At 38.8% G+C, this 14,970-nt stretch carries 12 protein-coding genes; 2 read left to right on the plus strand and 10 right to left on the minus strand.

The features are described 5' to 3' along the window. Window positions 1-15: 15 nt before the first annotated feature. The 6 genes from IGL30_RS11310 to IGL30_RS11335 all read right to left on the minus strand — a co-directional run bounded on the left by IGL30_RS11310 (window position 16) and on the right by IGL30_RS11335 (window position 8,363). A complete protein-coding gene (locus tag IGL30_RS11310) occupies window positions 16-1,887 on the minus strand; it encodes a glycosyltransferase (protein ID WP_430618284.1) in 1,872 nt (623 codons plus the stop codon). Window positions 1,888-2,076: 189 nt separating this feature from the next. Continuing rightward, window positions 2,077-3,381, minus strand: coding sequence for a glycosyltransferase family 2 protein (locus IGL30_RS11315; protein WP_123874967.1), 1,305 nt, complete (start codon window positions 3,379-3,381; stop codon window positions 2,077-2,079). Then, window positions 3,381-3,851, minus strand: a complete 471-nt coding sequence (locus IGL30_RS11320) for a hypothetical protein (protein ID WP_223610025.1) — start codon at window positions 3,849-3,851, stop codon at window positions 3,381-3,383. The genes IGL30_RS11315 and IGL30_RS11320 overlap by 1 nt, the downstream gene beginning before the upstream one ends. A gap of 333 nt (window positions 3,852-4,184) precedes the next feature. Further along, on the minus strand, window positions 4,185-6,320 hold the full coding sequence (locus tag IGL30_RS11325; protein WP_123874966.1) for a HelD family protein: 2,136 nt from the start codon (window positions 6,318-6,320) through the stop codon (window positions 4,185-4,187). A gap of 75 nt (window positions 6,321-6,395) precedes the next feature. After that, window positions 6,396-8,051, minus strand: a complete 1,656-nt coding sequence (locus IGL30_RS11330) for an FAD-dependent oxidoreductase (RefSeq protein WP_088774958.1) — start codon at window positions 8,049-8,051, stop codon at window positions 6,396-6,398. After that, entirely contained in the window at window positions 8,052-8,363 is a 312-nt protein-coding gene (locus IGL30_RS11335; RefSeq protein ID WP_010720955.1) for a rhodanese-like domain-containing protein, read from the minus strand. It lies immediately after the preceding gene. 170 nt (window positions 8,364-8,533) lie between these two features. On the opposite strand from IGL30_RS11335, the gene IGL30_RS11340 reads away from it, so the two are divergent. Both IGL30_RS11340 and IGL30_RS11345 read left to right on the plus strand, forming a co-directional pair. Beyond that, window positions 8,534-8,794 (plus strand): metal-sensitive transcriptional regulator, encoded by a 261-nt coding sequence (locus IGL30_RS11340; RefSeq protein WP_010737033.1) that lies wholly within the window; start codon window positions 8,534-8,536, stop codon window positions 8,792-8,794. A gap of 12 nt (window positions 8,795-8,806) precedes the next feature. Beyond that, on the plus strand, window positions 8,807-9,118 hold the full coding sequence (locus tag IGL30_RS11345) for a DsrE family protein (protein WP_010720957.1): 312 nt from the start codon (window positions 8,807-8,809) through the stop codon (window positions 9,116-9,118). 141 nt (window positions 9,119-9,259) lie between these two features. Here IGL30_RS11345 and IGL30_RS11350 read toward each other — a convergent pair whose 3' ends face one another. The 4 genes from IGL30_RS11350 to glpO form a co-directional block, all read right to left on the minus strand. Continuing rightward, entirely contained in the window at window positions 9,260-9,808 is a 549-nt protein-coding gene (locus IGL30_RS11350; RefSeq protein ID WP_034867944.1) for a CDP-alcohol phosphatidyltransferase family protein, read from the minus strand. A 203-nt stretch (window positions 9,809-10,011) separates the two neighbouring features. After that, a complete protein-coding gene (locus IGL30_RS11355; protein ID WP_123874965.1) occupies window positions 10,012-11,910 on the minus strand; it encodes an endonuclease MutS2 in 1,899 nt (632 codons plus the stop codon). A 512-nt stretch (window positions 11,911-12,422) separates the two neighbouring features. Beyond that, a complete protein-coding gene (locus IGL30_RS11360; RefSeq protein WP_123874964.1) occupies window positions 12,423-13,139 on the minus strand; it encodes an MIP/aquaporin family protein in 717 nt (238 codons plus the stop codon). Further along, window positions 13,140-14,963, minus strand: coding sequence for a type 1 glycerol-3-phosphate oxidase (gene glpO / locus IGL30_RS11365; RefSeq protein ID WP_430618291.1), 1,824 nt, complete (start codon window positions 14,961-14,963; stop codon window positions 13,140-13,142). Window positions 14,964-14,970 lie beyond the last annotated feature (7 nt).

Consider the following 14,970-nt stretch of genomic DNA (forward strand, 5'->3'; position numbering starts at 1 on the left):
AGTGATTCTTCTTTTTTAGCTTTCTACTAAATCATCTTCCATATCAAATTCTAGTTGTTTGGCAGCATTCAGCTGGTCACTATAATAACTCGCTAGTTCTTCCGCTGATTGTGGGGTCAAATCTTCAAATGAGAAAGTGGTGTAAGCTTCCTGTGTTTCTCGACACACTGAAGTAATCTGCAACCCTTGTTGTTGATCAACAAACATATAGTTTTCTCCCGGAATGAATGATTCCCCGCCAGTTCTGATCCGAAAGCCATTAAAACTCATTTGATACATCTCAAAGATTTTCGAATCATAGGATAACTGACGATTGACTGTGATACTTAATGCTTCACTGTCACTTTCGATATCTCGGTTTTTACCGATCGTGATGCCATAAAACAAGCCATAAAGATTATAGACTGACCATACTAACGTAACAATATAACCAAATTCATAGCCTTCCCCACGAATCAATCGGTAAAGAGCAATGATACAAGCAAAAAGAATCCAGCAAAAAAGAACGATATTCGGGAACACCGTACGCCAATCAAATGCGTTACTCCCGACAATTTCTTTTTTCGTTACGTTGAATTTCTTTTGTGGTTTGAAAAATTCTTTTAATAATGCTCCTGTGTGGATTGGTGCCACAAAGCAATCATAAATGTGAGAACTCGTTAGATTTCTTATTTTAGTCACGTATAACCTAAAGGATAAGGTGATCATAACAAACGGCGGTAAAAAGAATAGTAACAATTGATGGTTGTTACTTCTTACAATAAAAATATCAAAAACCATAAACAGCGTAGGAGCTAATAAAAAAATAATTTTTTGGAAAGAAGTAAACCAATACAAATAAGAGTTGTAATAACATAATTTTTGCATCAATGACAACCCTTTTAACTTTCGTGGCTTGAAGTGGTCAAAAATCTGCTTCGTACCTTGTGCCCAACGCGAGCGTTGGGAAGCTAGTTCTTTCGCTGTATAAGGGGTAATTCCCAATGCATAAGCCTTGTTGATAAAGAGGGTCTCGTAACCGGCATTTTGTAACAACATCCCTGTCGCCATGTCTTCTGTAATACTATTCGTTGGAACCCCACCGATTTCTTCTAAAGCACTTCTTCTAATAATTGCATTTGTCCCGATATGGATCAGGGCGTTTTCTCGAGAAAGAGCTGGCTCCAAAAAACGCATAAATAATTCTTGCTCATCATAAAAGGAATTTCTTAAAAGCTGAAATGGATCTTTATTATAGAAGGTTTGAGGATATTGAACGAGTGCCATTTTAGGATTTTTGAAATAATTCACGGCTTCAAAAATGATATTTTTTTTGACAATAAAATCTGCATCCAATAGTAGTACGAGGTCACTAGTCGTTTGTGAGAGTGCATAGTTGATGTTGCCAGCTTTCGCATGCTCATTGCCCTCTCGTGATAAATAACCGATGGAAAAACGTTCCGCTATCTCTTTTAATTCCTCACGATGACCGTCATCGCAAATATATATTTTTTTATTGGGATATCGTAACGCTTTGACAGCCAAAGCCGTGGCGATCACTAATTTACTATTTTCGTTATACGTACAAATAAACGCCGCAACACTTGGTTGAAAACTCTCGTCATAGGCCTCATAGAGATGTTCATTTGACAATTTATTCGAAAATAGGTAAATAAAAAAACCGTAGACAAATAACCCGATAAATTCTGCAATGTAAAGAATGATCCCAAATATTAAAGAAACAGAACTATCTATTGGTATGGTATAAAACAAACGCCATATCAAATAAACAACTAAAAAAGTAATCGTGATCTTTGAAAAAAGTTGTTTGACAAAATCATATTTTTTTGCCAACAAATACAACAATATAATTATTAAAAACAACCCCGTCAGATAGTACAATTCCACATTATCTCCTTCTTTATGTTTATATTAAACATTATAATGGTTATTATAAAAAACAGTTAGTAAACGGTTTCCAGGGATCGTTTAGCTGTTTTTTTAAGATCATTTAGTTATGCACCAAAAAAAACTGTAGTAAAAGACGACTTTCGTCTTCTGCTACAGTCACTTGTTTGCTAGTCCTTTTCAGTTGCATCATTCACTTTTTCGTTCTGGACTTTTCCATGTGCCGGTTCCGTATCCTAAAATCGTTTTGATTGCTGGGATAAAGGTTGTCATGATGGTGATCGCATTGACCATCCAGAATAACAACATATACAATGGGGCAAATAACATATATTTCAATTTTCTTCCTTGATCGTCTACCACCAAAGATGCAATCAGTTGAAGGATGCCCGAGATCATTTCGAAACAAACAAACAGAAAACTAATCGTCAATGTCCGATAGATTTGTTCAAAATTTCCTTGATAAAGATAAATACCCATTAAAATAATAAAAACGAAAAATGAAATACAAAAGAACAACGACCAAATAATACTAAAAGTTTGATCAATAAACATGAACGTCCTGCCGATATTTTCAAAAGGATGGAAGAGGACTTTTTTAAAATTCGTCAACCAGACTTCCGTTCCCCCTTTTGCCCAACGTTTTCTCTGACGATAAAGCATGGGTAAACTTACTGGGACTTCCATAAAAAATATGATGGTTGGCGCAAACACCGAGATCCAGCCATTCAACTGATGATCCCACGCAATACTGATATCTTCTGTCGCCCGATCTTGACGAAAGCCGCCAACATCGATCAATGCGTCTTTTCGATACATGGTATTTGCCCCACTGTACGCATAAAGATCGCCAAGTACACCTGCTTGTGTTCGTTTAATGATCCCTACGATGCTCGAAAATTCAACAGTCTGGGATTTTCCAAGTAAAGACGTACGATTTTTCACGTCCATATTGGCAGTAACAGCAGAGATATTTCTACCACCAGGGCGAATAAAGTAATTCACATAATTTGACAAAGCATCTGGTTCAGGTACCGTATCCGCATCATTGCTTAAGATCAACCGACCTTTGGCAAAAGCCATCCCTATATCAAATGCGTGAGCTTTCCCCTTATTTTTATCAATGCGGATCACTCGTAATTTGGGGTATTTTTTTTGTAAACGAGCTAATATTGCCGGAGTTTCGTCAGTTGAACCATCATCTGTCACTAACACTTCATAATTCCCATAATTGATTTTTGTCATTAAATAATCGATTGTGTCTTCTATCATCACTTCTTCATTGTGGGCTGGTACCATGATCGTGATAAATGGTTCGACCTCTGTCGGAATCTCCGCCCAATCAATGTGCTTGTATTTAAATAAAAACGAATAGCATAATACCCCAATAAACCATGCAAAACTACCAAGGATTGGATAAGAAACAAGGATAAAATAAATGATCGTAGCTACAAAATCCAGTAGTTCATTACCTGTATGAATGACTCTGACCATTAGAGTTCGACCCCCTCGTTTTTGTAGAGGTTTTCGATCAAATCTTTTTCAAGATTTTGCTCTTCTGATACTACGTAATAGCATACTGCCTCACGCTCTTCCTTAGGACCAAAGCGCATGCTGAATTCCGTTTCTAAAATATCTCGACGCTTTTCTAATTTTTCTTCATCATACATTTTTTCACTTCTTAGCATCGTTTGGTAACGACGATTATTCCAACGAGTCATGAATAAGAATAAAAGAACAAAGCCTAAAAAAGCAACCGCTAAAAATAGCAACAAAAAAGAAAACGTTTTCCGTTGTTCCGGAAACGAATGCCATTGCAATCCTCTCCCTTTCATTGAAGCCCGAAACGAAATAGTTACCCAGACGAATGGAAAAATCACGCCACACCATCCTAGAATCGCAACAATCCATTGCTTGATTTTTAACCGTCGATTTCCTTTGGCAAAAAACTTATCCTTAATCAAAAGAGTTGCTACTTCTTCACGTTTTATTCAAGTATTCATTTTTCTCCCACCTTTAAAAAATAAATTTAGTCCCCTTTTATAAAAACCTTTACATTTTTTTGATGATGACAGTTAGACGAACAATTCATCAAAATGACCAACTAGACCTTACTTATACTTTACTTTTATTGTATTTATTTAAATTTGTTTATTTAATAGTAGCTTGTTTCTTGAAATATGTATGAGATTTGAACTTGACGTTAAGGTTTTCTTAATAAATTAAAATAACTAAAATAATAAAAATATAAAACAAGTTATCTTAGCGAGTCTCACTAAAGATAACTTGTTTTTTCTCTATTGATCTGTTACCAAAGAAATAACGACAGTTTTCATTGCTCGAGATATAGCCGTGTACATTTGCCTTCTTTCACGTGGGGTATTCGGTTCAGCTGTTAGATAAATCAGTACGTGATCAAATTCGAGTCCTTTAGAAAGACTCAATGGGCGTACTTGGATGTTCAGTTGGTTGTTCCGCTCTGCTTTTTGCTGTAACATCGTGGCTTGCTGTTCTTCCAATGTAATGACTGTTAATTGTTCACCCGTGTGCTGTTGTCGTTCATTGACCTGACTGAGCCACTGATCGAAAGTCGCTGCAGTCACAAATTCCGGCTCTTCCCCATAAGGACGAACGGGAACAATAGCGATCTTTTCTTTTTCCCCTGAATATTGGGTAAAGAGAGTCGTGATTGCACCGCTTGAACGATAACTATTCAATAAATCATATCTCGTCACAGATCGTCCAGGCGTTGAAAAATAGCTTTCAATTGCTTCAAAAGAAGTCGTGGAATTAAAAATCCCCTGATTTTCATCTCCTACGAGTGTAAAACGAGCGTTGGGGAAGACGTTTAACAAGAGAAAAAGTTGCGCACTCGTATAATCTTGGACCTCATCAATCAACACGAACTTTTTGACTTGGGTGATTTTTTCGATCAGCATATGGCGTACATGCAAACGTGCGACGGCTTCATCTAATGTACAAGGAGTTGTTCGCTGATACTTATTCCCAGTGTAACTTTGATAAATCTCCTCAAATAAAAATTGTTCATCGACCCACGCCATCTGTTTGATTTGTTTCGTTACTGTTCGATATTTTCTTTGAAGCAATTGTTTGCCATAACTGACTAATTTCTCTGGCGATTCATCGGTGATCAACTGTTGGAAATACTTTTGTTGCATCTCTTCTGGTAAGGATAATAATTGATCTTTAATGGCGTCACTACCTGCTTGTTTCAGCAATTGCTTTTCCCAGTAGCGCAACAATCGGTCTTTAGTCGCTTGAAGTTTTTCTCTTAGATTCGGGTAATCGGGCGTGCTATCATAGATTTTTTTGATCACTTCTTTTGAGATCGCGATTTTTTCCTTCTTTTTGATGGCTAAAAAGAAATCAGCCTGTTCAGTAAACAAGGAAGTCGCTTGCTCGATCTGCTTCATAAATGCCTGACTTCTGAGAACTGCTGTCTGGTCATCCACATCCGTCTGCGTAATCCGTTGAAAATAAGCTTTTTCTGACTCAACATTCCCTAAAAAAAGTTGATCCACTAACTGAATCATCGTGACATTCAACGGATTTTTTTCACCTAACGAAGGTAATACCTTACCGATATAATCAATAAATTGATGGTTCGGCGACAAAATCAGCAAATCATCCGCAGAAAGTTGGTTTCGGTATTGATAAAGCAAATAAGCAATTCGTTGCATGCTCGTTGAGGTTTTCCCACTGCCTGCAACGCCATTGACTAAGATATTTTGGCTTGTAGTGTCTCGGATGATCGTATTTTGTTCGGATTGGATCGTAGCCGTGATTGCCTTCATCTCTGACGTCTCACTTTGTTCTAAAGCATCAAGTAAGACATCGTCTTGGATTGCTACCGAGGTGTCAAAAAAGTGGAGCAATTGATCTTTTTTGATGATAAATTGACGTCGTTCATGGATCATTACCTCAATTTGGTTTTGATTCACTAAATAAGAAGACTGACCTAAATCATTGTTATAGAAAAGAGAAGCAATCGGTGAACGCCAATCATAAACCAAGGTTTCATCCTCATCATTAGTAAAGTTAGCCGTACCAATATAAAAAGCTTCGTGACTGTTTTTTCCCTGTGCTTCTTCCTCTAAAAAATCAATTTCGATCTTCCCAAAATAGGGACTCATCAATAGCCGTTCGATTTTTTTCAAAGTCTCATTAGCTGATTGGATCTTGAGATTCAATTGATCGATTTCGCGATTTTTCATCTCAATCAGTGAATACGTATCAAGATTGTCTAAATAACTATCAAAATTGATCCGAATATCTTCGGACATCGCTTGTAACGAATCCCGTCCGTACACACTGGTTTCTTGTAATAGTTGCTGATACTCTTCCTGCTTTTCTAGTAATTGCCGATAAACTGACGCTAGATAGGCTTCTTCTAAATTTCGTGTGTTGACCATACACATTCTCCTTTGATTCGAAGTAGTAGAACTAACCAGTCTAGCGCCATTTTACTAAGAATGCAAGGCAAAGCTCTATTTTTCTGGATAAATCAAGTCTTCTGGACGAACAGCGTGATACAAAGCAAAGGCGCCATCGAGATTTTGGACATGAAAGCCTGCTTGTTTCAAGATACGTTCTGCTAAGTAACTACGCAGTCCACTATGACAGCTGACAACGTATTCTTTCTCATGGTCTAATTCCGCCAATCGACAGCGTAAATCATTTAAAGGAATATTCAGCGCATCTTTAAAAGCACCGTTTTGCAACTCGCCTTCATTACGAACATCGAGTAAGATTTTTCCTTGTGCAAGTGCTTCTGGCAATTCATGCCATTGGATCGTCTCGCTTAGCCCTTCTGCAACATTCATGGCCACATATCCCAACATGTTCACTGGATCTTTCGCAGAACCAAAAGGTGGCGCATAGGTAAATTCTAATTCCGGTAAATCAAAAATCGTTAGTTGTCCTTTGATGGCTGTGGCTAAACTATCGATTCGTTTATCAACACCTTTGGCACCGACTCCTTGTGCACCATAGATTTCACCTGTCTTAGGATGAAAGATCAGTTTTAACAAAATATCTGTAGCTTCAGGATAGTAACTAGCATGGTCTTTCCCAGAAACATGGACTACTGAGAAAGGTAAGTTGGCTTGTTGGGCCATTCTTTCTGTTAATCCAGTAGAAGCGGCAGCAAGGTCAAAGACCCGCACAATTGACGTACCAAGACTTCCTCGATTGTTACGAACGATTCCCGCTATATTATCTGCTGCTTGTCGCCCTTGACGGTTAGCAGGAGAAGCAAGAGAAATCAACGCATCGGCACCTGTAATTTGTTGTTTGACAACGATGGCATCTCCCACCGCATAGATGGAAGGATCACTTGTTTGGTAGTGTTCATTGACTACGATCCCACCACGCAGTCCCGTTTCAAGTCCAGCCATTTTTGCCAATGTATTGTCTGGCTGAACGCCTACTGAGAGGATCGTTAAATCAGAATCGATCGTTGTGCCATCATCTAATCGTAACTGCTTGCCACCATGTTCAAAAGCAGTGACAGAACGTTTTGTTTGGACATGGATGCCTTGTTTAATGAGTTCATTTTGGATATGCACCGCCATTTCTTCATCTAAAGAAGGCAAAACATGTGGTGCCAGTTCTACAATTGAAACTGCCAGTCCACGTTTTTTTAAATTCTCTGCCATTTCCAATCCGATAAAGCCTGCCCCTACTACGACAGCTTTTTTGGGTTGTTCTTCAAGAGCATTCATTACCATATCAATATCCGGTACATTTCTAACGGTATAAACATTTTTGGCTTCTGCTAATCCTGAAATAGCTGGTCTGACTGATTTTGCCCCTGGGGAAAGAAGCAACACATCATAACTTTCCTGCCATTTTTTCCCATCAGATAAAACTTCAACTTTCTTTTCATCTGGAAAAACGGCTGTGACTTCATGATTGGGACGCACATCTAATTGAAAACGAGCAGCCAATGATTCTGGTGTTTGTACCAAAAGATTCTCTCTCTCGCTGATCTCACCAGAGAGATAATAAGGTAACCCGCAATTGGCAAATGAGACATACGGTCCTTTTTCAAACACGACGATTTCAGCATCTTCTTTTAAACGACGTAATCTAGTAGCAGCAGACATCCCCCCTGCTACCCCGCCGACAATAACAATTTTCATTTATTTCCCTCCTACTGTTGGTTCAAACCATTGATTCATTCCACCACGTACATTGATAACATCATACCCCATTTTCTTCAACTCTTTCGTAGCTTGTTTGCTCCGCATTCCCGATTGACAGATGACATAGACAGGCGCTTCTTGTTTTCCTTTGAAACTTAGAATACGTTGAAGTGGAATATTTTTCGCTTGTCTGATATGCCCCCCTTGGTATTCTGCTGGTGTTCTTACATCGATCAACTGAATAGAACCATTCAATTTTTCTTTTAATTCCGCTGTTGAGATTGATTTAACTGTTTGAAATAGTGACATCTTTATTTCCACCTTTTTTATTTTTGTAAATACCATATGGGGTATATTCAACACAAAAAAGAGAGAATTGTCAACTATTCAAATCCTAGATTTTTTAAATCGACATAATTATTTACAAAATATACCTACATAGGGTATCATCTCACTAGAAGCATAAAGGAGGTTTTCAAATGGAAATCAATGACAAGAACATCATCAATCGACTAAAACGAACAGAAGGACAAATTCGCGGCATCCAAAAGATGATTGAAGAAGAGAAAGACTGTATGGCAATTATCACACAATTAAGTGCCGTTCGTTCTAGCATTGATCGTGTCATGGGAATGATCGTGGCAGAAAACTTAAAAGACTGTTTGGAGCATCCAGAAAACAGCGCAGAAGAGCAAGCCAAAAAAATGGAACAAGCAATCAACTTGATCATCAAAAAATAAGGAGAGACTCAAATGAAAGTTGTTTTTCATATCGATGAAACGAGAAAGTGGCATGAAACGATGAATAACGTCAAGAACCTATTGAAAATCGCTCCTGAAACGACGATTGTGGTTAGTGTCAACGGTGAAGGCATCACCGGCTACCTTGATCCAGCAAATGAAGAATTTCTTGCTTTAGGGGTTACCTTCCACGCTTGTGCTAATGCGCTACGTGGCAATCACATCAGTACAGAATCCTTGCCTGAAAAGGTCATCGTGGTACCAGCTGGTATTTTAGACCTCATTGAATTACAAGAAAAAGGCTATGCTTATATCAAACCTTAAGACTACTAGCTTCGAGAGTTAAGCAAGGTTCTCCTACAGAATTTAAAACAATGAGCGGAAATCCATCCCCTCATCAATTAAAAGAACTCAAACCACTTCCTTGGTTTGAGTTCTTTTATTTGTATTTGAGACATTACTCTCTTAATTCAATAGTTTATGATATTCACGGATATACAAAACGAAGGATTGAAGCAAGCTATAAGTGATCAATCCAAAGATCCAATTGACCCAGATCGCAGGAAGTTCGGGAAACAACAGTAAAAGCACCATGCCTGCGTAAATGACCGCAGTTGCTAATTTCCCATACCATTTTGCCCCATCTAATTTCACATTTTTTCTCAATCCAATGATACCAGCAAAAAACATGAACCCTTCTTTGATCAGAAATAAACCGAATATCCACCAAATCATCGGTCGATACCAAGCCATGGAAAGGATCAAGACCAGTTGCGTCAACTTGTCTGCCACTGGATCTAATAATTTCCCCAATTCCGTGATTTGGTTGAACTTACGAGCAATAAATCCATCTAAAAAGTCAGTGATTCCTGATAGAGCAATCAAGATACCGGCAAGCATAAACGATTGCTCTAAAACAAAGTAAAAATAAAACGGCAAAAGAACCACACGAAAAATTGATAAAAGATTAGGGATCGTTCCTATTTCTTTTCGCCAATTCGAAGTCAGTTTCATCCATGACATCTCCCTAAATAAACTTTGTTCCATTTTAACCTAAATCGGTACAAGTGCCAATTTTTTCCTGTTGTCTAAAGTCATGAGTAACACTCCAATTTAGCTATTCACATACTTGGATCATAAAAACTACTGGAACGACTGTCGAAAAAAGACGAGAGCTATTGGCTATTCCTCTTTAAAACAATGTCTTCATTTAACCCCTAGTCTCTTTTTTCTCGTCGTTCTTTAGCTTCTTTGGCTAATTTTTTATGCGCTTTTTTCGATCCTCGTGCTAGATCTCTTTGCCATTTTCTAGTTTGAAAGTCTGTAAACAAATGGTCTAATTCATAACCGACTGGATATAACTTTTCTGCTGACATCTTTAACGTGAGACGTTTTCGTGGGACGTTGATTAACTCTTTATCCAAGAAAATCGTAACCGTTTCTTCTGCTGTATCTTCATAAACTAAGGCTTCTTGTTGGTGGACCGCAGAATATACCCGATCCCCTTTCGAAAATTGCTGCACTTGTGTCTTCGTCCTAGGCACGTTTACTTTCGTTGTCTGAAACACTTTTTTGGTTGCCCGATAAGCTTTATGCTGGATATAATATTGGGCTTGTTCGATTAAGGTTTGCGACATGTTCATTTTTTGAGCGATCCATAGCGCTTGGCTTTCTCCTGTTTCCCCCACTTGAAGAAGGTATTTAGGTTTCAATGCTTCTTTATCAAATGCCATTGCGGCTGGAATAAAATCTTCATGATCATTCGCAAATTTTTTGATTTCGCCATAATGAGTAGTTGCAACGATCAGTGCCCCTTGTTCATACATGGCTTCCATGATAGCAACTGCTAGCGCTGCTCCTTCATTAGGTTCTGTGCCACTGCCGATCTCATCAAGTAATACAAGGGTATTTCTGCTCACCTTGCGTAACATCTCGGCAATATTTTGCATATGACCAGAAAACGTACTTAACGCATTCTCGATCGTTTGCTGATCGCCAATATCCACAAAAATCTCATCGAAAACAGCTAGCTCTGTTCCTTCGGCTGCCGGAACCTGTAAACCAAACATCGCCATCAACGTCAATAACCCCACTGTCTTTAATACGACAGTCTTACCACCTGCATTCGCTCCAGTGATCACTAATCCTCGATAGTCATTACCAAGTTCAAAGTCTAACGGAACAGCCTTCCCTTGGATCAGTGGATGCCTTCCTTGTTTGATCTTGATGTATTCTGATTGATTGATCAGTGGTGTCACACCATGGATTTCTCGACTATACTTCCCTCTGGCGAAAATGATATCTAATCTAGTAATCGTTTCGATAATCAAATCGATTGCTTGTTCTTGTTCTGCTAAAGCACCAGTCAAATAAGCTAAAACTTGATATTCTTCTGCTATTTCTTCTGCTTTTAACAATTGATAATTCATACTCGCTTTTTCCACAGCCGTTGGTTCGATAAAGACGGTCGTTCCTTTATTTGACTGTTCAATAATCGTGCCTGGCACTTTATTTTTATAACTAGCTTTGATTGGGATCGTATAGTGATCGCCTTTTTGAACAATCATTGATTCTTGGATCATTTCTTTGTTATGCGGATGTCTTAGAAACTTTAAAAGACGATCCTGGATTTCTTTTTCTGTTAATTGTAATTGTTTTCGTACTTTCCGTAAATTTCGTGAGGCCTCATCACTCACTTTTTGGTTCTTGATTTGTTGATAGATCAACTCTTCGACCATCGACAAATCAGGCATATTCTTACTATACACATGCAACAAGGGTGTTTGATATTGATTTTTTTCAAAAAAACGACGGATCATTCGACTACTTCTTAAAAAGTCTGCATACTCGATCAATTCAGTTGGTGTCAGTAAAAAGCCTTTTTTCACTTGGGAAGTCAACGCATCAATCCGTGTCAATCCCATAAAGGGAACGTGTTGCTGGCTTTCTAAGATTTGTCGCGCTTCTTTTGTTTCTTCTTGGCGATTTTTGACTGTCTGTAGATTAGTTTGCGGGGTCATTTCTTCGATACGCTTTTTGCTATATTGTCCAATAGCTCGTTTTTTCACTTCTTCTTTGATTTGATTAAATTGTAATTTATCGATTGTTTGTTTCATATTCTCTCCTTTTTTGAAGAGATACCTGTCCTAAAATAAATAAGACCTAGGAAAAATAAAAAGATGAGGAACATCTCAAATAAGACGCGCCCCATCCCTCATTAATAGAATTGTTGGTTATGAAATGACAGGTATCATCTATAAGCATGCCAAATAAGCTTACGGCTCTATTGGCTATTCAACTTACTACGTTAGATACCTGCTACACTCATCAAAATACCTCATTCATCTAGGTTTTATTTATTTTCAAATTCACTATAGCAAGTTTAGCTGTCACTGTCAATCAATAACGAAAGCCCTTTATTTCACTCTGGTTAATTCAATCAAGACCCATGAACAAATCTAAAAAAATTTTCTGGTTGTCAGCAAAGCACCCCGTTGATTTTGCGATCTTCAATAACCCATTTTTTAAAGCGCTGCTCTTTGTCAAGTGCTAAAAAACGGTAAAATAGAAGACCTATTTTACCGTTTTCTATATTATTTATTAAGGAATAACACACTTTACCGCCTTTTTATACCATCAACATATACATTCCCACAGCCACGACAGCTCCGACCATTGGCGCTACTACTGGTATCCATGAATAGCCCCAGTCTGAGTTTCCTTTGTTTGCAATTGGTAGAATCGCATGGGTCAGACGTGGACCTAAGTCACGAGCTGGGTTGATCGCATAGCCAGTTGGTCCACCTAGGGAAAGACCGATTGCTAAGATCAAACCTCCGACAGCAAAGACATTCGTACCATCGGCAAATGAGTTTTGTCCAAACGCTAATAATCCTAGTACTAAAACGAAAGTACCGATCAACTCGGTGATAAAGTTCGCTGGATAATTTCGAATGGCAGGACCTGTCGCAAATGTACCTAAAATTGCGCCTTGGTCTTTTGTCACACTCCAATGTGGTAAATACGTCAACCAAACTAAAACAGCTCCGATGATCGCACCTAACATTTGCGCAATAATAAACGGAATCACTAGGTTCCAGCCAATTGCACCGGTCATCGCCATCGCTAAAGATACGGCTGGATTCAAATGAGCAGGTCCCATAAATCCGGAAATATAGACAGCCATTGTAACGGCTAGTCCCCAACCAAAAGCAATCACGATCCAACCAGAAGCTTGGGCTTTACTCTTGTTCAAGTTAACCGCAGCACATACCCCATCACCAAGTAAAACTAAAATCATCGTACCAATAAATTCTCCCATGATCTGCGTCATTTCTGCACTCATCTATTTTTCCCCCTTCAATTCACGTAGATCCGACTCTGCGATCAATTCTTCTAAATGAGCTTCTTGACGCTTCTTCTCTTCTGCTGACCAAGCGAAGTAAGACGCAATGGCATCAATGATCGGTTGTTTGATCGCATCAAGTTGATCACGTTCAAACAACAAGTGATTCGTGCGGCGAATCAAGTAATCCCCTGGTGCTAATACCATTTCTTCTTCTAACCCATAACGTAAACGAGCAGATTCAGCTAAACTTAGTCCTTCATACGGTGTCATTTCTTTTGCCAAAGCAAAAATCTTTTTCGCATTGGTTCCATAAAAATCTGCAATGTATTTTGCATCAGCTTCTGCTAAACCAGATTCAACTCCGATTTTTGTCAATTCTTCCACAGTTTCTTCCAGTTTCGTTGGATCAAAATCTCCTCCGGAAACGGGATAATATTTCGAATCGATTTCTTTTACTGACATCCGGTAGTCATCTTTCAACAACTGGCGGATTAATTTTAGTGCGCCCTCTGCCATCTTACGGTAGTCTGTGATCTTCCCACCTGATAGTGTCACCAAACCATCCGATTCACGTTCTAACGAGCTGCCTCGAGAAATCGAAGAAGGGGCTTTTTCATCACGGCTGTTTTCTAAATGATTCAATACATCCTCTACTTCTAACCGAGAAGCCTTGTTTTCTTTATATTCAGTAACCGTATCAACGACTTTACTAAAGCTTTTATCTGAAATAGAGCCGTTGTCACCACCGTTATAGTCAGAACCAGAATTACCGATCAATAATGGGCGTAACCCTGCCCAACTTGATTCGATGTCTGCGAGGGTGATGTTTGCATCTGGGTAACGATGATTGATGACATCTAATAAATAGTCCACATCTTCTTGCGTTACTTTTGGATCTGTATAGTCCCCTTGATAGTCCGTATCTGTCGTTCCAAAATACGTTTTATTTTCTCGTGGAATGGCAAAAACCATTCGGCCATCTTGTTTGCCCGTGTCAAAATATGTTGGTTGTGGAACAGGCAGTTTTTTAGCATCTACGACTAGATGAACACCTTTGGTTGGTCGCATCTTAGGTGATACCGCACGTTTGAAATTCAAGTTACGGATTTTATCGACCCATGGACCACTTGTGTTGATCACTATTTTTGCGTGGATCTCCACGACTTGATCCGTTAACAGATCACGTGCTTTGACACCCGCGATTTGATCTCCTTCATATAAAAAGCCAATCGCTTTCATTTTACTTACTAGGTAAGCACCATCTTCTGCTGCTTTTTTGATGTTATCGATCACTAAACGTGAATCATTGTTCCGAAAATCTAGATAAACACCAGCGCCCTTTAACCCTTCTTTTTTCAAAAATGGTTCTCGTTCTAACACTTCTTCTGGCGTCAACGTATAGTTTTCATATTTTGTTCCAGTCACATTTGCCAATTTATCGTAGAGATCCATTGCCACTTTGACTGAAAACATATTAAATGTCGTTGCCCCCTCATCTTCATAGATCGGTAGTAACATCGGATCAGGTTTTGGAATGTGCGGTGCAATGCCTTGGACCACCGCTCGTTCGCCTACAGTATCTGCTACAACTTCGACGTCAAAAGTTTTAAGATAACGAATCCCTCCGTGTACTAATTTTGTGGAGCGTGAAGAAGTACCTTCTGCAAAGTCTTGCATTTCGATTAGCCCCGTTTTGATTCCTGATGCTGCGGCTTGAAGCGCCACACCAGCCCCTGTGATACCGCCACCAATAATCAGCAGATCCAACTTTTCGTGTTGCATTTTTTCAATACTTTCTTGTCTTGTTCCTCTTGAAAACATGACATTC

Source organism: Enterococcus sp. DIV1089c, from assembly GCF_050530965.1.
Taxonomy (GTDB): domain Bacteria; phylum Bacillota; class Bacilli; order Lactobacillales; family Enterococcaceae; genus Enterococcus_B; species Enterococcus_B hirae.